This window comes from Kribbella sp. CA-245084, assembly GCF_050942355.1.
GTDB lineage: Bacteria > Actinomycetota > Actinomycetes > Propionibacteriales > Kribbellaceae > Kribbella.
In genome coordinates this window covers 903,851-921,166 of sequence record NZ_CP192053.1, presented here as the reverse complement: position 1 = coordinate 921,166, position 17,316 = coordinate 903,851, and the positions used below count along the sequence as shown (strand labels likewise).

25 protein-coding genes are annotated in these 17,316 nt (G+C 66.3%); 11 read left to right on the top strand and 14 right to left on the bottom strand.

Features of this window, described 5'->3' with window-relative positions; all coding sequences use genetic code 11:
• Positions 1 to 6 precede the first annotated feature (6 nt).
• On the top strand, positions 7 to 792 hold the full coding sequence (locus ACQPYH_RS04615; protein ID WP_432887034.1) for an arylamine N-acetyltransferase family protein: 786 nt from the start codon (positions 7 to 9) through the stop codon (positions 790 to 792).
• On the opposite strand, the gene ACQPYH_RS04610 is transcribed toward ACQPYH_RS04615, so the two are convergent.
• Positions 793 to 1,404: a flavin reductase family protein gene (locus tag ACQPYH_RS04610; RefSeq protein ID WP_432887031.1), complete on the bottom strand. Its 612-nt coding sequence runs from the start codon at positions 1,402 to 1,404 to the stop codon at positions 793 to 795.
• A gap of 67 nt (positions 1,405 to 1,471) precedes the next feature.
• Between ACQPYH_RS04610 and ACQPYH_RS04605 the strand changes: the two genes are divergently transcribed.
• Positions 1,472 to 2,149 (top strand): ArsR/SmtB family transcription factor, encoded by a 678-nt coding sequence (locus ACQPYH_RS04605; RefSeq protein ID WP_432887028.1) that lies wholly within the window; start codon positions 1,472 to 1,474, stop codon positions 2,147 to 2,149.
• A gap of 63 nt (positions 2,150 to 2,212) precedes the next feature.
• Positions 2,213 to 2,449 (top strand): hypothetical protein, encoded by a 237-nt coding sequence (locus ACQPYH_RS04600; protein ID WP_432887025.1) that lies wholly within the window; start codon positions 2,213 to 2,215, stop codon positions 2,447 to 2,449.
• A 351-nt stretch (positions 2,450 to 2,800) separates the two neighbouring features.
• Here ACQPYH_RS04600 and ACQPYH_RS04595 read toward each other — a convergent pair whose 3' ends face one another.
• The 4 genes from ACQPYH_RS04595 to ACQPYH_RS04580 all read right to left on the bottom strand — a co-directional run bounded on the left by ACQPYH_RS04595 (position 2,801) and on the right by ACQPYH_RS04580 (position 5,421).
• Positions 2,801 to 3,463, bottom strand: coding sequence for an anti-sigma factor family protein (locus ACQPYH_RS04595; protein WP_432887022.1), 663 nt, complete (start codon positions 3,461 to 3,463; stop codon positions 2,801 to 2,803).
• Positions 3,460 to 3,969, bottom strand: a complete 510-nt coding sequence (locus tag ACQPYH_RS04590; protein ID WP_432887019.1) for a sigma-70 family RNA polymerase sigma factor — start codon at positions 3,967 to 3,969, stop codon at positions 3,460 to 3,462. Before ACQPYH_RS04590 ends, ACQPYH_RS04595 begins: the two co-directional genes overlap by 4 nt.
• Before the next feature lie 117 nt (positions 3,970 to 4,086).
• Positions 4,087 to 4,938, bottom strand: coding sequence for a hypothetical protein (locus ACQPYH_RS04585; protein WP_432887016.1), 852 nt, complete (start codon positions 4,936 to 4,938; stop codon positions 4,087 to 4,089).
• Positions 4,939 to 5,001: 63 nt separating this feature from the next.
• On the bottom strand, positions 5,002 to 5,421 hold the full coding sequence (locus tag ACQPYH_RS04580; RefSeq protein WP_432887013.1) for a MarR family winged helix-turn-helix transcriptional regulator: 420 nt from the start codon (positions 5,419 to 5,421) through the stop codon (positions 5,002 to 5,004).
• 52 nt (positions 5,422 to 5,473) lie between these two features.
• Here ACQPYH_RS04580 and ACQPYH_RS04575 point away from each other — a divergent pair, with 52 nt between their 5' ends.
• The gene (locus tag ACQPYH_RS04575) at positions 5,474 to 6,067 is read left to right on the top strand and encodes a TIGR03086 family metal-binding protein (RefSeq protein ID WP_432887010.1); all 594 of its coding nucleotides are present in this window, start codon (positions 5,474 to 5,476) and stop codon (positions 6,065 to 6,067) included.
• 4 nt (positions 6,068 to 6,071) lie between these two features.
• Here the strand turns inward: ACQPYH_RS04575 and ACQPYH_RS04570 are convergent, their stop codons facing one another.
• Positions 6,072 to 6,512 (bottom strand): VOC family protein, encoded by a 441-nt coding sequence (locus ACQPYH_RS04570; protein WP_432887007.1) that lies wholly within the window; start codon positions 6,510 to 6,512, stop codon positions 6,072 to 6,074.
• A gap of 139 nt (positions 6,513 to 6,651) precedes the next feature.
• Here ACQPYH_RS04570 and ACQPYH_RS04565 point away from each other — a divergent pair, with 139 nt between their 5' ends.
• Positions 6,652 to 7,380, top strand: a complete 729-nt coding sequence (locus ACQPYH_RS04565) for a GNAT family N-acetyltransferase (RefSeq protein ID WP_432887004.1) — start codon at positions 6,652 to 6,654, stop codon at positions 7,378 to 7,380.
• A gap of 17 nt (positions 7,381 to 7,397) precedes the next feature.
• Positions 7,398 to 7,820, top strand: a complete 423-nt coding sequence (locus ACQPYH_RS04560; protein ID WP_432887001.1) for an LmrA/YxaF family transcription factor — start codon at positions 7,398 to 7,400, stop codon at positions 7,818 to 7,820.
• Between the two features lie 2 nt (positions 7,821 to 7,822).
• On the opposite strand, the gene ACQPYH_RS04555 is transcribed toward ACQPYH_RS04560, so the two are convergent.
• Positions 7,823 to 8,458: a TetR/AcrR family transcriptional regulator gene (locus tag ACQPYH_RS04555; RefSeq protein ID WP_432886998.1), complete on the bottom strand. Its 636-nt coding sequence runs from the start codon at positions 8,456 to 8,458 to the stop codon at positions 7,823 to 7,825.
• 112 nt (positions 8,459 to 8,570) lie between these two features.
• Between ACQPYH_RS04555 and ACQPYH_RS04550 the strand changes: the two genes are divergently transcribed.
• From ACQPYH_RS04550 to ACQPYH_RS04540, 3 genes are all read left to right on the top strand, one after another.
• Complete coding sequence (locus ACQPYH_RS04550; protein WP_432886995.1) at positions 8,571 to 8,912, top strand: GNAT family N-acetyltransferase; 342 nt, start codon at positions 8,571 to 8,573, stop codon at positions 8,910 to 8,912.
• A gap of 72 nt (positions 8,913 to 8,984) precedes the next feature.
• Complete coding sequence (locus tag ACQPYH_RS04545; RefSeq protein WP_432886992.1) at positions 8,985 to 9,902, top strand: NADP-dependent oxidoreductase; 918 nt, start codon at positions 8,985 to 8,987, stop codon at positions 9,900 to 9,902.
• A 2-nt stretch (positions 9,903 to 9,904) separates the two neighbouring features.
• Positions 9,905 to 10,228: a DUF427 domain-containing protein gene (locus tag ACQPYH_RS04540; protein WP_432886990.1), complete on the top strand. Its 324-nt coding sequence runs from the start codon at positions 9,905 to 9,907 to the stop codon at positions 10,226 to 10,228.
• Positions 10,229 to 10,288: 60 nt separating this feature from the next.
• Here the strand turns inward: ACQPYH_RS04540 and ACQPYH_RS04535 are convergent, their stop codons facing one another.
• The 5 genes from ACQPYH_RS04535 to ACQPYH_RS04515 all read right to left on the bottom strand — a co-directional run bounded on the left by ACQPYH_RS04535 (position 10,289) and on the right by ACQPYH_RS04515 (position 14,425).
• The gene (locus tag ACQPYH_RS04535) at positions 10,289 to 11,308 is read right to left on the bottom strand and encodes a ScyD/ScyE family protein (protein WP_432886987.1); all 1,020 of its coding nucleotides are present in this window, start codon (positions 11,306 to 11,308) and stop codon (positions 10,289 to 10,291) included.
• Between the two features lie 226 nt (positions 11,309 to 11,534).
• Entirely contained in the window at positions 11,535 to 11,948 is a 414-nt protein-coding gene (locus ACQPYH_RS04530) for a hypothetical protein (protein ID WP_432886984.1), read from the bottom strand.
• Positions 11,945 to 13,117: a TRAFAC clade GTPase domain-containing protein gene (locus ACQPYH_RS04525; RefSeq protein WP_432886981.1), complete on the bottom strand. Its 1,173-nt coding sequence runs from the start codon at positions 13,115 to 13,117 to the stop codon at positions 11,945 to 11,947. The genes ACQPYH_RS04530 and ACQPYH_RS04525 overlap by 4 nt, the downstream gene beginning before the upstream one ends.
• A 50-nt stretch (positions 13,118 to 13,167) precedes the next feature.
• Positions 13,168 to 13,566: a hypothetical protein gene (locus tag ACQPYH_RS04520; protein ID WP_432886978.1), complete on the bottom strand. Its 399-nt coding sequence runs from the start codon at positions 13,564 to 13,566 to the stop codon at positions 13,168 to 13,170.
• Positions 13,567 to 13,765: 199 nt separating this feature from the next.
• Positions 13,766 to 14,425: a TetR/AcrR family transcriptional regulator gene (locus ACQPYH_RS04515; protein ID WP_432886975.1), complete on the bottom strand. Its 660-nt coding sequence runs from the start codon at positions 14,423 to 14,425 to the stop codon at positions 13,766 to 13,768.
• A 68-nt stretch (positions 14,426 to 14,493) separates the two neighbouring features.
• On the opposite strand from ACQPYH_RS04515, the gene ACQPYH_RS04510 reads away from it, so the two are divergent.
• Both ACQPYH_RS04510 and ACQPYH_RS04505 read left to right on the top strand, forming a co-directional pair.
• Positions 14,494 to 14,925: a VOC family protein gene (locus ACQPYH_RS04510; protein ID WP_432886972.1), complete on the top strand. Its 432-nt coding sequence runs from the start codon at positions 14,494 to 14,496 to the stop codon at positions 14,923 to 14,925.
• Entirely contained in the window at positions 14,922 to 15,932 is a 1,011-nt protein-coding gene (locus ACQPYH_RS04505; RefSeq protein ID WP_432886969.1) for an aldo/keto reductase, read from the top strand. Before ACQPYH_RS04510 ends, ACQPYH_RS04505 begins: the two co-directional genes overlap by 4 nt.
• Here ACQPYH_RS04505 and ACQPYH_RS04500 read toward each other — a convergent pair.
• Both ACQPYH_RS04500 and ACQPYH_RS04495 read right to left on the bottom strand, forming a co-directional pair.
• On the bottom strand, positions 15,921 to 16,757 hold the full coding sequence (locus tag ACQPYH_RS04500) for a hypothetical protein (RefSeq protein WP_432886966.1): 837 nt from the start codon (positions 16,755 to 16,757) through the stop codon (positions 15,921 to 15,923). The two genes, ACQPYH_RS04505 and ACQPYH_RS04500, sit on opposite strands and share 12 nt — an antisense overlap.
• Positions 16,754 to 17,314, bottom strand: a complete 561-nt coding sequence (locus ACQPYH_RS04495) for an RNA polymerase sigma factor (RefSeq protein ID WP_432886963.1) — start codon at positions 17,312 to 17,314, stop codon at positions 16,754 to 16,756. Before ACQPYH_RS04495 ends, ACQPYH_RS04500 begins: the two co-directional genes overlap by 4 nt.
• Positions 17,315 to 17,316: the final 2 nt, after the last annotated feature.

Here is a 17,316-nt window from a genome sequence, read left to right as displayed (position 1 = left end):
GGGATCATGTGGAACATCGAGAGCCTTGACCTGGACGCCTACCTCGCGCGGATCGGGCACGCGCGGGTAGCGCCGTCGGCGGACGCGTTGCGGAGTCTGCATCGCGCGCATGTGCTGGCGATCCCGTTCGAGAACATCGACGTGATCCTCGGGACGCATCCCGGGATCGGCCTCGATGCGATCCAGGCGAAGCTGGTCGGTCGACAACGCGGTGGGTACTGCTACGAGCACGCGCTGTTGTTCGGGGCGGCGCTCGAGCGGCTCGGGTTCGACGTCGTACGGCGGGTTGGCCGGGTCCAACCGCACAAGGCAGGCCCGCGTACGCACGCCCTGCTGAAGGTTGGGGTTGACGGGTCGTGGTTCCTGGCTGATGTCGGGTTCGGGGCCGGTCAGCTTTATCCGACTCCGTTGAAGGACGGGGTCGTGGTCGATCAGGCCGGATGGGACCATCGGCTCACGCTCGACGGCGACGTGTGGACGCTGTCGAAGAAGACCGCGGAAGGTTGGGAGCCGCAACACGCCTCCAATGACGAGCCGGTGCGACCGATCGACTACGAGGTCTACCACCACTACGTCTCCACCCACCCGAAGTCCCCGTTCACCGGCCGCCCGGTGGTGATGCGCGTCGCAGACGGCGTCGTACGACGCTTGATCGGCAACACGCTCACCATCGAGCACGCCGACGGCCACACGGCGGAACGAACCGTGCCGACGCAGGACCTTCCCGACGTACTCGAGTCACTCGACGTACACCTGAGCGACGAAGAGGTCGACCGCCTGCGCTTGGTGTAACTAGACGCGCTTTCTGGGCGTTTCGGTGCGGAAGGACTCGCCTAGCTCTTCTGCTAGGCCGAAGTAGTGGCGGAAGTTGTAGATGAGAGGGGACCACGCCGCGGGGTTCACATGCGAGGTCCCCGGGACGACGATCCTTTGCTCGGCGTGAACTCGTAGTACCTCGGCCTGGGCGATGAGGAAGTTGCCCTTGGCATCTAGCTCTGCGTGGGTGACGGTTGCCTCGAACTGGATCAGGCATTCCGCTACACGGGGCGGCGCGACGAGCTCGGCCGGGACCGGCGTAAGCCCAGCCGCAGCGAACTTCTCGCGTTCGAAGCGGAAGCGGGCTTGCTTGTGTTCCGGAACTGGATCGCGACCGGTCAGTCCGGCGATTCGCTCAACGGCCTCCCACTGCGCGGGCGACGGGAAGTTGATGACCACGTCCGGGCGAGAGCGCAGGTTGATCGCGGTCTGACCGGTCATGCCGACACCAAGGACCACGACATCGCCGAGCGCCCACGCGGACGACATCGGCGCGAGGTTCACGGTCCCGTCCTCGTTCACCGTGCTGAGCAGGGCTACCGGAGTGCCGACGTACAGGATGGAAGGTTCGATGGTCAGATGGGTCATGTGAATCGACAGTAGGCACCGGATGATTCGGCGGTCGCCTAACTGTTGCCAGGGCATGATGGGCAGTATGAGTGCCGAAGGTGAGGAGCTGGCCGGCTGGGCGCGGATGCTTGCCGACGGGACGCGGGCGACGGTTTGTCTGGCCTTGCTCGACGGGCGGGCGTGGACGCCGACCGAGCTGGCGAAGTTGGCGAAGGTGTCGCGGCCGACGATCAGCGAGCACCTCAACCTGCTCGTCGGCGGTGGATTGCTGACCGAAGTACGGCAAGGGCGGCACCGGTACGTGAAGCTGGCCGGACCGGATACGGCCGAGTTGCTCGAAGGACTCGCCGCGCTGGCACCACGACGTACCGAAGTAGCGAACAGCCTGTCAGCGGTCAGCAAGCGAGACGCGTTCGCGAGAGCTAGGACGTGCTATGACCACCTGGCAGGCAAACTCGGCGTCGCCCTGGCCGATGCGATGACAGAGCGTGGCCTGATCGACTGGTCGGACGGGATCGCGCTGACGCCGGAAGGCCAAGCCTGGTTGGAGAATCTCGGCGTCAAGGTCGACGTACGACGTGGGCGCCCCGCCTTGAGATCCTGCTTGGACGTGACCGAACGACGGCCGCATCTGGCCGGCGCGGTCGGCGCGGCGCTGTGTTCACACGCGTTGCAACAGGGTTGGGTAAGTCACATACCAGGCGGGCGTGCCCTGAAGGTGAACGGCGCAGTACAAGCGTTTGGACTGTCGTCCGGAGTCTGAGAACTGTATGAGGGAACACGCTTTCAGGAAGCGCTCAGCGGCGATAGCACTTAACCTTCGGCCATGACTGAGTTCGAGCCCGGCACAGAGCTGGTGTCCCGTCTCCCTCTGCCCAGCCATGTGGTCGTCCAGGTTGACGGCCAGTGGCGTCACGGCTGGTTGATCGGCCGCGACCATGAGGAGTCGGGATGGACCGCTCTGGTGCAGTACGAGGGCGACGACGGTAACGAGCGGACGGAGCGCCTGCCGGCGAACCGGATCGCCTTGCCGGAGTCGGAAGGCACGGAGAGAGCGTCCTAGGGAGGGAACGCACACACGTCGGCCCCCGGGTGAGCATCACCGGGGGCCGACGTGTGCATAACGCCGCCGTGGCGCCTCAGACGAACGAGAGGAACCCGCCCCAGGCCCTTCGGGCGGTTGACCTGGGACGGGAACCTCAGTGGCGTTACACAGGGTGTATCGCCGATAACGGGGTGAGTGTTACAGGATCCCCGGAACTTTCTTCCAACCAGGTCACGTCCGGCGGGTCATGCCGCGACCCCGGTGCACGTCCCTGAACACCGGGGTCTGGATCGGCGGCCTCTCGAGCGACAACCGTTCGTGACCTTCAGGTGCCCCGACAGCCCGTGATCATTCATGCCCGGAAACGACTCAGAAGTGCACAGCGAGCAGAATCCGGCCGGTTTCCGAACTGCGGATGTCCAGCGCCTTGATCTCACTACGCTGCAGCTTCGTCGTGGCGGCCGGTTTTACCGTCGTACCGGGTGACGACGTCCAGCTCGCGATCAGCGACGCCTTGCCGGAGGAGTCGGTGACGAACAACTCATATCCGCGGGCGCGTTCGCTCGGCGTCGCGAGTTCGTCGTACCGGCAGCTGATCTCGATCGTCGTACCCCAGCGCTCCGGCACCAGCCGGGCGTCCGCGGACAGCTTGCTGTTCACGGTTTGCGCGAGTACGACGTAGTCGCCCTGCGGCTCGTCGTTCGTCAACGGGATCGCGACGACTGCGCCGATCGCGGCGGCCGCGACCCCGACGCCGGCGATCAACGCGCCGAGCCGGATGCGTTGCTTGCGCCGATCGCGCTGGACATTGCGGACCAGACCGGGCAACAAGTTCGGCGGCTCGGCGGTGATGGTCGCCAGCGCCCGCTCGGCCGGAAGGGCTGCGAGTACGCCGGGGACGCCGGCCAGCGATGACACCTTTGCCGAGCATTCGGCACAGGTCCGCAGATGCTCCTCGTACGCGCGGCGGTCCTTCGCCGACAACGCCCCGAGCAGGTACGCCGAATCCCACTCCCGGTACGGGTCGCTCACTGACTTGTCACCCCCTTCTCCTGCAGCGCGAGCTTCAGCGCGCGCAACCCGTAGTGCAGCCGCGACTTCACGGTGCCCGACGGGATGTCCAGCTCCTTGGCGATATCGGTGACCGTCCGGCGGCCGTAGTACGCCCGAACGATTACCTGCCGATGTTCTTCAGACAACTGTGCCAGGGATTCCGCCACCAGCCACGCGTCGAGTACTGCGTTCGCATGGTCGGCGCTCGGGTTCTCCGGAAGGTCGTCGCTGGCAACCTCCCGGCTGACCCGGGCACTGCGCCGGTCGTCGATGACGAGGTTGCGCGCCACCGTGAACAGCCAGGCCCGGGCACCCGCCTCGTCCTCGGACAGGATGTTCGGCCGGCGCCAGGCCCGGAGCAGGGTCTCTTGTACGACGTCCTCGGCCAGCCGATCGTCGCCGGTCAGCCGGACGACGAACCGCCACAGCGCGGGAGCATGCACGTCGTGCAGCTCACGCAGCAGCGCCGCCCGGTCGTCGGCCATCGGCGCTCCTGCTCTGTCGGACATCGCTCACTCGGCTGCTGCGGTTGCTCGCTGTGGCGCCGTTCTCGCCACCATTCTGCACAGGAAGCAAAGCAGCTGTCGGGTGCACAGTCTGGTTCAACTGCGCGTGATTTGAAGCTCACACTCCGAATCGGTTGCCTTGCGGGTCGCGAATTGGTAGCCGCGGGTGGCGAGCGTGAGGCCGGCACCCCAGACGACGTACGCCGGCACCGCCACCCAGAAGAACGCGTCCGGCAGCGGGATGTCGGCGAACATCGGCTTGCCCTGAACCGTGGCGACGATCATCTGGATCAGACCGACACCGAAGTACGCCGTCATGCCGGCGCCGAGCGTGAACCCCGGAACGAGCAGCACCCAGCGCGGGAAGCGCCGGCCGATCGGATGCACCAGCAGGAACGGCAGCAGCGTGCCGACAAGCATGAAGCCGGCTTCGAAGAGGAACAGCGACAGGTCCCTGCCGTACGGCGTTGCGCCGAAGCCGACGGCCGCTTGAGCCGCGAGCCTGGTGAGACACCCGGCAACCGCAAGGCACGCACCTAGAGTCGCGATCCAGTGGGGCAACGGCTTTGCCTTGGATTGGTGGGCCTTGGCGGTCAGGCCTAATAGGACCGCGCCGAGGATTGCGCCGACCCGGCAGAGCATGCCAAGCGGATCGAACGGAATGCCAAGACCTGGCAGCACAGCAGCAACGACGTCAAGCAGGATGAACGCGGCCGCACCAACCCACCCACCAGCCAGCACCCAAAACAACCACCCAACCCAAACCCCGCCGCGCTCGGCGCGGATGGTGATTGCGGCTAGGGCTGTGACGGCGCAGGCGGCGACGGCGAGCCAGGGTGGGATGAGGAGGTCGTTGCCGGGGAGCTTCCAGGTTGGGGCGTGGCCGGTGGCGAACCAGATCCGCAGACCGCCGTACGCCATCGCCCACGCAACCACCGCTCGCCTCATGCAGCCAGTCTGTTGAGCCTCGACCGCGACCGGATCACCCGCGCGAGGGAACGACCTCCATCGTCAGCGTGAAGCGTGGAGCTGCTGCAGGATGCGGAGGAAGGCCTTGCGGTCAGGAACCAGGAGGTTCTCGAGCACCTGCATCTCTTTGACCTGGATACCCCGGCGGACGGCCCGGCGGACGCGACGGCCCTCAGCGGTGATGGACAGCAGCCGGACGCGCCGGTCGTCGGGATCCGGCGTGCGCTCGATCAGGCCGGCATTCTGCAGCTCGTCGAGCGTGCCGATGATGCGGGACTTGTCCGCGCCGATCGCCTCGGCGAGTGCGGCCTGGGTACGGACCGGGGTGTCGTCGAGCGCGGTGAGGACCGAGTAGCCCCACATCGAGACCTCGTGTGCGGCGAGCACCGGCAGCTCGAGCGCGATCAGTTCCCGCACCAGCGGGTACAGCATCGCAGCCAGATCGGGGCGCTCGGTTGCCATAGCTGAAAAGGTAGCACTGGCGCAATCATATGCGCGGGCTTACGATAGGCACATGCCTACCGTTGAATACATCGCACTAGACGCCGAAGCCGTCCGCACCAGCATCGAGCTGGTCTCCACCGTCACCGACGCCGACCTGTCCAAGCCGACCCCGTGCCGGGCCTGGACTCTGTACGGTCTACTCGCCCACATGGCCACCCAGCACTACGGTTTCGCCGCCGCCTCCCGCGGCGAGTCCGACCCGGCAGTCTGGAAGCTCCGCGACCTCGGCGACGACCCAGTGAAGGCGTACGTCGAGTCCGCCGAGCACGTCCTCGACGCGTTCGCTCAGCCCGGCGTCGCCGAGCGCACGTTCCCGCTGGCCGAGTTCGGACCCGACGCAGCCTTCCCGGGAGCTCAGGCTGTCAGCTTCCACTTCATCGACTACATCGTCCACAGCTGGGACGTCGCAAAGTCCATCGGCAAGACGGTGACGTTCGAGCCCGCCACCTTGGAAGCCGCCAACACGGTCGCGCAGATCGTCCCCACCGGCGACGTCCGCCGCGCCCCCGGCACCCCCTTCGCCGCCGACATCCCCTGGTCCGGCGACAACCCTCTCGACCGCATCGTCGCCTACCTCGGCCGCAACCCGAACTGGCCGAACTGATCAGTCAGTTGATGTCGAACTCATTGCCTTCGGGATCCCTCATCCCGACCGCGTAGTGGTCGAGCCCTTCCTCGAACGCTCCGGTGATGGTCGCGCCCAACTCCGCCAACCTGGCCGCCTCAGCATCAACACGCTGAATCCGTGTCTCGATCGGGTCCGACCACTCACCGCTGGCGTGAATGTCGAGGTGCCACCGGTTCTTGACCACCTTGCCCTCCGGCACCACATGGAACCAGATATCCGGCCCCCGCCCCTCCGGATCACTGATCCGATCCGTCCCGTCCCCCAACTCCTCCTCCGGCACCCCCAACCGCCGATAGAAGTCCTTCCAGCTGGCAAACCCCTCCGGCGCCGGCGCAACCTGATACCCCAACGCCCCACCCCAGAACCGCACCATCACCTCAGCCTCAGCACAATCGACCACCAACTGAAACTCCGCACCCATCACTCCTCCTCCACACCCGGCGACCCGTCACCCCCAGCGTCCCCGAGCCCACCGACAACCCACCTTGGTGTCCTCCTGAGCCGCGGGGTACCTTGGACTATATGGTCCATATGGACGTGAGCGGCACGAGGACGTAGTGATGACTGATCAGGTTGTTCGGCCCGACGGAACGGGCTTCTCTCTCGTCGATGGTGAGCTGACGGTGGCGGGCGGGTACGGCGGGACCGTCGATGCCAGCGTTAGCGCGCGCCTGCTCGACGGATTCGATGTGACGCTGGCGAGCCGGAGTACGGCGGATCCGGGCGACGTACGGTCGGAAGGCGGGCGCAGCGTCCTGCCGTTGGAGACGCGGCCGATGATGCTCAACTCGCTGCCGAGCAGCGTGCGAGTGCGACTGCACACAGACACGGCCGAGAACGATTGGCGACTGGTCCTTCACTTCCGCAATCAGGCCGGATCGAGCCTCACCTGGCAGGCCGAGCTCCCCACCGAAGCATTCGATGCCGGCTGGGAGGCTCCTTTGGCCGACCTCCTGACCATCGATCGCACCGCCGATGAGCCGGCACCGCAGGCTCCGGGGGTATCCGTGGTCCACCACCCGGACGACGAGTACTACGAGCTCCTCGTCGACGGCCAACAGGCGGGGCTGCTCGTGTACCACGTGATCGGCTCGCACCTGTCGATCACGCACACCGCGATCGAACCGACGTACCGCGGACGAGGGCTTTCGTGGGCGCTCGTCGGCGGAGCACTCGACGACATCCGCACGAAGTACCCGACGGTGATGAACTACTGCCCGGTCGTGAGCCGATTCGTCGAGAAGAACCCGTCGTACGGCGATCTCCTGAGCCGGCCGCGGCGGGCCTGACGGCTGTGATTCGCGATGTGATCGAGGCTCAGTCGCGACTGGTGCTGAACAGGGAAGAAGGCCTCCTGGCGAGTGTGAGAACTCTCGGCGGATTACGGAGCTGGCGCGACGCGCTCGTCCAGGCGAACACGCGGCAAGACGGCTCCTACGGATGTGCTCTCGGTGCGCTGTGCGCCCAACTGCCCGACGACGATGAACAATCTCGCTCAGCGCTGGCGGCGGCGTTCGAGAGGTGGCATGAGCTGCTCATCGAGACACTGGCACGCCTGCGCGATCTCGACGTACGCACGAGCGACGCGGACCCGCACAAGCTCGGAACCGGGCTGCTTGCCGCTTTGCAAGGCGGATACATCCTCGCTCAGAACGCGCACGACCCGCAGCCCATGGCTGACGCGTTGGACATGGCTCTGGACCGCATCGACACCTTCGCCAACCGCTGAACTCACTGGGCGAGGAACGACCGAACATGGTCGAGCGCCATGTCGAGCGCGGTCTCCATCGGCGTGATGTCGTGCTGGGTCTCAGCGAGCAGATATCCGCCTTGCAGCGCCGCCATCAGTCCCACGGCGAGCTTGTCAGGGTCGGCTGCATTACTGAGTGAGCCGGCGTCCCGCATTCGTCGAAGGCCGGCGGCGATCAAGCCGGTCCACTCCGTGAAAGCCTCCGCCAGCGTTTGGCGGGCTTCGTCATCTTGGTCGGACAACTCGCTGGCCATCGAGCCGAGCGCGCACCCGTACGCCCCGTTCTGCAGGGCGTTGCGTTGGACCAAAGCGTCCCGCCAGCGTTGCAGACCGCGAAACGAACGTAGCCGCTCCAGGTACCCCTGCTCGCGCTCGAGGATCTGGCCGGCGCGCCGCGAGACGACCGCCCGGACCAGTTCGTCCTTGTCGGCGAAGTGCTGGTAGAGCTGCGACTTGCTCGTGCTGCTCGCCGCCCGAACATCGTCGAGCGTCGTGGCATTCACGCCTTTCACGTACATCAGGTCCGCCGCCGCGTCGACAATTCGCGCCCGGGTCGCCTGGCCGCGCGCCGTCAACTGGCGAGGCGGAGCTACGGTCACGCTTCCCGGTCGAGTCACGATCCCACGGTACCTTTTCGGACCGCGCCGGTCTCTTCGAATGGCGCAGCGTTACCTTGTATTGGACTATATAGTCCATTACAGGACATCGACGCACGGAAGGCACGGCACGTTGAGCACAGCGCTGCAGATCAGGAACAACACAGCCGACGGCGAATTCGAAGCCGTCCTCGACGACGAGGTTGTCGGGCGGGTCGGATACCGGCTCCGCCAGGACCGCGTCGTACTCACACACACCGAGGTCGACGAACCTCACCGCGGCGCGGGCATCGCGAACCAACTCGTCCAGGCCGCACTTGACGACATCGTTGCCACCGGACGGCGGCTGACGAACTTCTGCCCGTTCATCGCCGACTACATCGCCGACCACCCGACATACAAGACCCTTGTCGACCCCGAGCATCCGGGCGGCGCGGCAGTCCCGGACCGGGCTCCGCGCAACATCCCGTCCTGACCACCGTTTGTCGGCACAGCCATCCAGTACTACTGTGGACGAATTGGTCCAATCTCAACCCGGAGGTGCGTGATGAAGGCGATCGTTGTGACGGATGAGGCTGCAGGAACGGCCGGGATGACGCTGGGCGAGCGTCCTGAGCCGCCGGCGGCGATCAACGACGTCGTCGTCGAGGTTCACGCGTCTGGATACGTACCCACCGAGGTGACGTGGCCGTCGACCTGGACCGATCGCGCCAACCGCGACCGCAGTCCGTCGATCGTCGGCCACGAACTGGCCGGCGTTGTCGCCTCGCTCGGCTACGGTACGACGGGACTGTCCGTCGGGCAGCGGGTGTTCGGCCTCTCGGACTGGCATCGCGATGGCACGCTGGCGGAGTACGTCGCGATCGAGTCGCGCAACCTCGCACCGCTCCCGGGCGACGTCGACTTCACGGTCGGGGCAAGCCTGCCGATTTCGGGGCTTACGGCGTGGCAGGGACTCTTCCAGCACGGCCGCCTTCAGGCGGGGCAGAGCGTGCTCGTGCACGGCGCAGCCGGCGCGGTCGGGTCGATCGTGGCGCAGCTCGCGCATGAGTTCGGTGCGTACGTGATCGGCACCGGGCGTACTGCGGACCGTGAAGCCGCGCTCGACTTCGGCGTACAGGAGTTTGTTGACCTCGGCAACGATTCTCTGAAGGACGTCGGCGAGGTCGACCTGGTGTTCGACGTGATCGGCGGCGACATCCAGCATCAGTCCGCGAGCCTGATCCGAGTCGGCGGAACCCTCGTGACGATCGTCGGCCCGCCCGAGGCGCGCCCCGCGGACGGCCTGGCCATCGACTTCGTCGTCGAAGCCGACCGCGCCCAGCTGATCGAGATCGTCCAGCGGGTCCGCGACGGCCGCCTGCGCACGAACATCGGCACCGTCGCCACCCTCGACGACGCCGTCGCCGCCCTCAACCCGACCGAGCGCACCAAGGGCAAGACGATCATCCGGGTTCGGCCGTGAGCATGGATATCAAAGCAACCGCAGACGGAACGCTGCTGGCAGAAGCCCCCGCCCACGACGTCGTCGTCATCGAGGGCAACCACTACTTCCCCCAGGCCGCGCTCACCATCGGCGTACTCCGCCCCTCAACCAAGCCCTACGTCTGCCCCTGGAAAGGCCACGCCGAGTACTTCGACGTCACAACCCCAAGCCGCACCCTCTCCGACGCGGCCTGGACCTACCCCGCCCCGAAGCACTCCGCCATCGAACGAGTAGGCCGCGACTTCACCGGCTACATAGCCTTCGACCCCGTCCAGGTCAACGTCGCAATTCAAGGAGAGCGATGAGGAACAGGACGCAGGCCGACCGTCGCGTTGCTCCTCTGACTGATACTCGGAGTCGTCTCGCTAGAGATTGTCGATCTTGTAGACGCCGCCGACCACGGATACGACGTACGCCGTGTCTCCGACGAACTCCATCGACGTCGGGCGGTCGAGCACAAGTTCTCGTCCGTGGCGGTCGACCACCGGGGCCAGACTTCCGTCGTCCTGGACCACAACCAAGCGACCGGTGTTCGGTAAGGCCGGCGAGCCCTCGCCGACGCCGTCCCATTGCCCCTGCGACAGTGCGTACAGCCTGCCGCCAGGCCCGCGCTCGACATCGATCAGCAGGCTCGCTCCGCTGGCAACCTCGCGCGGAGGCGACCCACGACGCAGCGCGAGGACCTTTCCGTCCTCCGGTCGGTGCGGGTTCGGTCCGGCCAAGGTGATGAAGACACGGCTGTTGGTTACTTCGAGCCCGGTCGGGACGACGTTGCCGAAGGTCGCGACCTCGCTGATCCCGCCGTGCCGCGTGACGTGCAACACCCGGTTGTGGTGTCCGTCAGTGACCAGGAAACCACCGTGGTACGGCTCCATGGCGTACTGCACGCCGGTGTCGATGAAGAACGCCGGTGCCGGAGGGTTGTCCACCGACCACTTGCCGATGTCGGCTACAACCCTGAATCCGCCGTTGCGCTCGAGGCGGTAGATGCCGTTCTTGTCAGCGCTGTTACCGAACGGCGCGCCGGCGAGCTTACCGCTGACCAAGGTGACCAACACGTAGGCAGTGCGGCCGACGAATGCGATGTCAACGGGTCCGCCGATCGCACCGGGCGGCAACGCCTTCCGCGGCAATCCGGTCGCGTACGTGGTCACTCGTCCGCTGCGGCGATCGATCCGCAGCACACTGCCGGCGTTTCCGTCTGTGACGTACAGCGCTCCATCGGGACCGATCGTGCTTCCAGTCACGGACCCGCCGTTGCCGAAGCTGGCGAGCTGGGTCACCACCGGCCCTCGTCGATCGTGCGCACTCGCTGTCGGCGCAATCACCCCCGTCACAAGGCCGAATGCAGCAATGAACAGAACGATCCGACGTGCGGTAGACATGGGTTCCCCCCTCGTCAACCCCAGAACAACAATGGCCGCCGCCGAGCGGCGACCTGGCCTGACAGCCCCACCGCCCCAACCCGGGAACCATCGTCAACCCCCAACTTCACCCTCCACCCGGACTACCCCGGCGTCAAGAAACAGACCCCCGTCAAGCAATAACGCAGCACCGTCGCTCGCCGGTTAGAAGTACGCCGTACGTAAGCGGCGATGACGTCGCCGACTCTCACCCGCCGGCGGCATCGAGGGGCGGGTTGTCGTGTGTAGTGAAGCCGAGGTCCGCAGTCGAGGGTGGACCCTCGGCATCCCAGACTCTGGCATAGGCTCCTGCAACGAGCGGCCAGATCTGTTGCCGGCCGTCCTCGACCGAGTCGATCTCATCGGCTAAGGCGCCGGATACGACGAACTCGTGTGGGATGACGCGGCCGGCAGCATCCTTCCGCCCCAACGGATCGGGAAAGCGCAGCGCGACCTTCCCGGCGGAACGGCGCCACGTCGCAGGCTCGTCCTCAAGACCTGCGAAGCTCCGTTCGTAGTTCAGCAGTGGATCGGACCACCCTCCGTTGAGGAGAAACCGGAACCCCCAGGAACGCCCGCGAGTCGCCCAGATAAGGCTCCCGGGTAGGTCGAGAGCACTCACTTGAGGCTCCTGATCAGCAACTTGTCCTTGACGCCTTGGTCCAGGTCCAGCTTGAACTGCGTGAGAGTTGCGGTCAGAAAGTCGTGATCCTTCCGAGCCTGGGCGTTGATCTCCCTGACTTGCGACCCCGCCATCTTGGCGGCCGCAGCCAGGACAGGCAGCGCGATCTTGGCGACGGAGCCGATCCTCGGCAGCTTCCCCACCAGCTTGTCGAGAAGCTTCCCGCCGACCAGGACCGCCGCCACGGTCTCGGCACCGTCCGCCAAGGTGTCGAGAACTTTCCTCGGGATCTCCATCCGCTCGTTCCACTGAACGCGGCGCTCCAGCGGAAGCATGGAAGCCACCGGCAGGATGAGGTCGAGCCCAACCCGTTGGGTGACGTCAATCTCCGGGTCAGCCGCCGAGAGCTCGAACTTGGCCGAGGAGAGCAGCATGAAATCCTCGCCCACCGACAACGCGTCAGGCGCGTTCACGATGTCTTTGAGCGTCGAGCGGAGCTCGTCGAGGTGATTGGCCGCCTTCTCGATCACGAGGTCGCGGAAGGAGTAGACGTCCCAGTCCGGGAAGAGATCCGCCTTTGAGAGAGCCATGATCCAGATGCGCGGGAATTCGTCCAGGCGGTTCTCGTCGCCCAGCAGGTCGTCCTTGAGGCGCAGTACGCCTTGGCGGAAGTTCGTCAGGAGCGACTTGAGGTAGCGCTCCTCCTCGCCCGCGTAGTCCAGCAACTTCTGGCCATCCACCAACAGGAACGCGACATCTGATCGCAGCAGTGACCGGAACGTGTCGACACGGCGGTTCGACTCTTCCTCACTGCTCGGCGACTCCTCGAACCATTCCCCCGGGTAGTCGTGCCATGCGAGTCGCAGAGCGTCGAAAGGCCTCTTCTTCGCTGCGGCGTTGTCTCCACCCTTGAGCTTCACCGAGAAGTAGTAGGTCGTGGCAGCGAATCGGGTAGTCGACGGCGTCCTAGCGCGGTCTCTCATGCCGAGGTAGTTCTGGTAGAGCCGGTTGCCCTGGCCGGTGTCATCTGCAACGAGGTCCCAGAGGTCGTTCGAATACGACCCCTCCTGGGTCGCGCCGTAGAACGAGGAAACGAGCACTGTCTTCCCGGAGCCGCCCTCTCCGAAAACTGCGATGTGCTGTTCGCGGATCCTGGGATATTTCGCCATGGCGCGAACGTACCTCACCCTGGCTCAAGGTAGTGCGACCTCAACGCTCGTCAATGGGGCAGTGCGAGCAGGGCTACCAGGAACAGGATGAAGGCGATCCAGGTCGTGACCAGCTGGATCCAGTTGATGTTGAAGTAGCGCTGTCGGTCCGCCTCCCAGGTCGCGGGGAGGGCGTCGGGATCCCACGCCAGGATCACCTTGTACTGCGGGGTTTTCCAGACGTTCGAGACGACGTACACACCGAGGATCACGATGCCGAGCCCGATCGCGGTCAGCACGAACGACGCGGAGCCGGGATCGTGCCGAAGCAGTACGAGCGCGACAATCGGCGGTATCCCCATCCCCAGCGACCACGCGTAGTTGTATACCTTGCCCCAGCCGCTGTCGGCGTACCGAAGAAACGTCTCCATAAACCCGCGGAACTCCCGCCCACCCATCTCCGCCTGCACCGGCCGCAATATCAAACACAACCCACCCAAGAACCCCGCCGCCAACCCCGCGAAAAACGAGGCCCCCGCCAACACCCACTCCGCAGCCATCTCGCGCTCCTCCCGAACCACGCCGGCACAAGCAGTCTCGGTCGTCCGCGCTCGACTGTCACCCCTGAAACCAGCGCCCAGCTCGCTCGGGTCTGGCCGTTCCGTCGCTTCAGCGTTCGGGGGGTCTTAGCTCGTGGGCCGGGTCGCCGTACAGGATCGAGGTCCAGGCGGTCGTGAGGGTGTCGATGAGGACTTCCTCGTCGTCGAAGGGCGGGACTGAGGCGGCGGCGAGGTAATAGAGGCGTTCGCCCATCCAGGTCAGCGATGCGGCGACGGCGCGGGCGTTCGCGGAGCCGATTCGCGGGCCGGCGTGGGGGTCGGATTCGATGCGTGCGGTGGCGGCCTCGGTGAACAGGTTCATCTGCTCGAGCCATAGCTCGCGAAGCCCTTCGTCCGATCCCCAACTCTCGACGATCGCCATCAGAACGCCGGCGTTCTCGCGCCACAGCCGGGCTCCGTCGGACACCCCGGCCCGAAGCGCGCTGACCGGATCTTGCTCCCGCTCGGTCCAGGGGCGAGCCGCCTGCTGCCCCTGCGCCACCGCCTCGCGCACCAGGTCAGCGAGCACAGCCTGTTTGCTCGGGAAGTAGAAGTAGAAGCTGGCCCGGGACACGCCCGCGGCGTCGAGGATGTCGGCCACGCTGAGGCTGTCGAACCGGGAATCCCGCAGCAGCTCGCGCGTCGCGGACAAGATTCGCTCCCGCAACTCCGCGGAGGCCGGGGATGCAGCGGATCGACGGGCAGAGCGCACGGTGCGTCTGGAAGCCATGCACCTCATCATAGTGTCCGGACACCATGTATGGACGTCGTGACCATACACAATGTATGGTCACAACCGTGACTCAGATAGCGATGCATTTGGTCGTCAACGACCCGGATCAGGCCGCCTCCTGGTACGCCGAGGCGCTGGGCGCACGGGAGACGAGCCGCCTCACTCTTCCCGGCGGGCAGACGCTGACCGTCGAACTCCTGCTCGGCGACACGGTGCTCGCGGTGGCAGGAGAAATGCCCGAGCGAGGCATGCGCACGCCGGCCAACCTGGGCGGCACACCCGCGGCGTTCCGTGTCCGGGTCGCCGACGTCGACGCCGCCTGGACGCAGGCACTGCAAGCCGGAGCCACAGTCTTCGAGCCCGTGCACGACGCTTTCTGGGGTGACCGCACCGGCCAGTTCCTCGACCCCTCAGGTCACCGCTGGGCGTTGGATCAGCACCTGCGAGATGTGTCACCTGAAGAAGTTGCCGAGCGGGCCGCCGAGCTGTTCGCATGAAGTACCGCACCTTGGGTAGCAGCGGACTTCGGGTGTCCGAGTTGGTGCTGGGCGCGATGACGTTCGGAGAGCAGGGCGGGGTCGGCGCGCCGATGGCGGAGTGCCGGCAGATGCTCGACCTGTATGCCGAGGCCGGCGGCAACATGATCGACACCGCCATCAACTACCGCGACGGGGCCAGCGAGGAGTTCCTCGGCGAACTGCTGTCCGGCCGTCGTGAGTCGTTCGTCCTCGGAACGAAGTACACCGTCTCCCGCGACCGCGCGGACCCCAATGCCGCCGGCAACCACCGCAAGAACCTCCGCGCATCGCTGGAGACCAGCCTGCGCCGCCTCCGCACCGACTACCTGGACCTTTACTGGGTGCACATGTGGGACCGGCATACGCCGCTCGAGGAGACGATGCGAGCGCTGGACGACGCAGTACAGGCCGGCAAGGTCCTGTACGTCGGGATCTCCGACGCACCCGCCTGGGTCGTGGCCCGCGCCAATACCTTGGCCGAGTGGCGCGGCTGGAGCCCGTTCGTCGGCCTGCAGGTTCCCTACAGCCTGCTCCAGCGCGACATCGAACGCGAGCTCCTGCCGATGGCCGAGTCGCTCGGCCTCGGCGTCACCGCGTGGAGCCCGCTCGCCGGCGGAGTGCTGTCCGGCAAATACGCCCTCGCGACACCGGCCTCCAGAAGCCGGCTGGCCCCGGAATCCCTGTCAGCCAGGGACCACGCCGTTGCCCAAGTCGTGCAAGACGTCGCCGATGAACTCGACACAACGTCTTCACAGGTGGCGATCTCCTGGACGATGAACCGCTCTCCTTTGATCCATCCCATCATCGGAGCCCGCACTGCCGACCAGCTCCGCGACAACCTCGCCGCGGCGGACCTCGTCCTCCCACCCCAGGCCATCGCCCGATTGAACGAGGCCACCGCAGTCGACCTCGGATTCCCGCACGACTTCATCGCCCAGACATCCTCGTGGGTCTTCGGCGCCGCTTTTGCCGGCTCAGTTGGGTAGCCAGGTCCAGGGGAGGTTGGGGCGGCAGTCCTTGGGGGCGGGGAGGGGTCTTTCCGTGCCGATCAAGGCGTACGTGCGGCCTGTTGGGTCGGCGCGGCAGGCGACCTGTCCAGCCTTGCGGTCGGCCTCGGTCTCCGGGCTGGTGTAGACGAGGTGTCCGGTGGCGTCGTACCCGCGAACGACGTACGGGCGAGGGCTGCTGTCAGTCTGCGCCTTGCCTGCCGGAACAGGCCTCACGGGCGCGTAATAGAAGCCATTGCGGAGCAGTGCCTCGACGGGCTCACCGCCCTGCGGCGTGACGGTGATACGCGTGATCGACTTGACGTAGGCACCGCTGCCCGGCCCGCCGGCTTGCCCCTCGTTGAACAGCCCCAACCTCGGTGCCGCCGCCGTACCAGAGACCATGGCTCCGGCCTGGTCGAACCCGCAGTTCACCCAGAGGCCGTCGCCGTACCCGACGACCCACGTCCGGACGTACGCGTCGCTGGGCGGGTTCACGAATCGGAAGCCGTCCAGAACAGCGTGGCCCGTGGACGTCGCGAGGTTGTAGCTGACCAGGCAGCGCTGACCGAGATGCGCCTTGTCCGCGGCGCTCAACGGCTCGACCGCCGGCGCCGACGCAACCTGCTCGACGCGCGGGTTGCCGTCCTTCAGAACGAAACCAAGAGCCGCGACCAGGACGATCGCCGCGACCGCGGCCAGCGGAACGAGCAGTCGGCGGCGTGACGGCGTACCGGATTCGCTCTCGAGGATCGAGATCAGTTCGTCGCGCTGACGGTCTCGGGTCGACGGCCGCAGGTCGCCGTCGGGCAGCAGAATGTTCATGCCGGGGTCTCCAGATCGAGTTCGCGCAGGTGCTTCCGAGCGCGGGACAGCCGCGACTTGACCGTCCCGATCGGTACGTCGAGCGCTACCGCCGCGGCTGCCTGATCGAGTCCGGCCCAGATGCACAGCTCGACGATCTCGCGTTCCTGCCGGGGCAGACGTTTCAGCGAGGCCCGGATCGCCCGGATCCGGCTGTCGTCGTCGATCCGCCGCGCGACGTCGTCCGCGGGGTCCTCGACATCGCTGTGGATGAGATGGGCCGCGGCGAGCGCACGGCGGTAGCGGAGCTTGCTCCGCCACTCGTTGCGGACCGTGTAGTCGGCCGTCCGAAGCAACCAGGGCAGGGCCGAGTCACGATCGAGTACGACGTCAGCCCGCCGCCGCCACGCCTGCAGAAACACCGCGGAGGTCAGGTCCTCCGCGTCACTCCAGGATCCGGTCCGGCGGTGCAGGAAGTTGTAGATCGCCCGGGCATGCCGGTCGTACAGCTGCGCGAACGCCTCGGAGTCACCCTCCGCGGCTCGGGCCCACAGGTCCCGGTCCGAGACAGCAGGCACAG

Coding starts and splice junctions, on each gene's coding strand:
- ACQPYH_RS04615 (WP_432887034.1), top strand. CDS start 7: ATGTGGAACATCGAGAGCCTTGACCTGGACGCCTACCTCGCGCGGATC.
- ACQPYH_RS04610 (WP_432887031.1), bottom strand. CDS start 1,404: ATGACCCATCTGACCATCGAACCTTCCATCCTGTACGTCGGCACTCCG.
- ACQPYH_RS04605 (WP_432887028.1), top strand. CDS start 1,472: ATGAGTGCCGAAGGTGAGGAGCTGGCCGGCTGGGCGCGGATGCTTGCC.
- ACQPYH_RS04600 (WP_432887025.1), top strand. CDS start 2,213: ATGACTGAGTTCGAGCCCGGCACAGAGCTGGTGTCCCGTCTCCCTCTG.
- ACQPYH_RS04590 (WP_432887019.1), bottom strand. CDS start 3,969: ATGGCCGACGACCGGGCGGCGCTGCTGCGTGAGCTGCACGACGTGCAT.
- ACQPYH_RS04585 (WP_432887016.1), bottom strand. CDS start 4,938: ATGAGGCGAGCGGTGGTTGCGTGGGCGATGGCGTACGGCGGTCTGCGG.
- ACQPYH_RS04580 (WP_432887013.1), bottom strand. CDS start 5,421: ATGGCAACCGAGCGCCCCGATCTGGCTGCGATGCTGTACCCGCTGGTG.
- ACQPYH_RS04575 (WP_432887010.1), top strand. CDS start 5,474: ATGCCTACCGTTGAATACATCGCACTAGACGCCGAAGCCGTCCGCACC.
- ACQPYH_RS04570 (WP_432887007.1), bottom strand. CDS start 6,512: ATGGGTGCGGAGTTTCAGTTGGTGGTCGATTGTGCTGAGGCTGAGGTG.
- ACQPYH_RS04565 (WP_432887004.1), top strand. CDS start 6,652: ATGACTGATCAGGTTGTTCGGCCCGACGGAACGGGCTTCTCTCTCGTC.
- ACQPYH_RS04545 (WP_432886992.1), top strand. CDS start 8,985: ATGAAGGCGATCGTTGTGACGGATGAGGCTGCAGGAACGGCCGGGATG.
- ACQPYH_RS04540 (WP_432886990.1), top strand. CDS start 9,905: ATGGATATCAAAGCAACCGCAGACGGAACGCTGCTGGCAGAAGCCCCC.
- ACQPYH_RS04535 (WP_432886987.1), bottom strand. CDS start 11,308: ATGTCTACCGCACGTCGGATCGTTCTGTTCATTGCTGCATTCGGCCTT.
- ACQPYH_RS04525 (WP_432886981.1), bottom strand. CDS start 13,117: ATGGCGAAATATCCCAGGATCCGCGAACAGCACATCGCAGTTTTCGGA.
- ACQPYH_RS04515 (WP_432886975.1), bottom strand. CDS start 14,425: ATGGCTTCCAGACGCACCGTGCGCTCTGCCCGTCGATCCGCTGCATCC.
- ACQPYH_RS04505 (WP_432886969.1), top strand. CDS start 14,922: ATGAAGTACCGCACCTTGGGTAGCAGCGGACTTCGGGTGTCCGAGTTG.
- ACQPYH_RS04500 (WP_432886966.1), bottom strand. CDS start 16,757: ATGAACATTCTGCTGCCCGACGGCGACCTGCGGCCGTCGACCCGAGAC.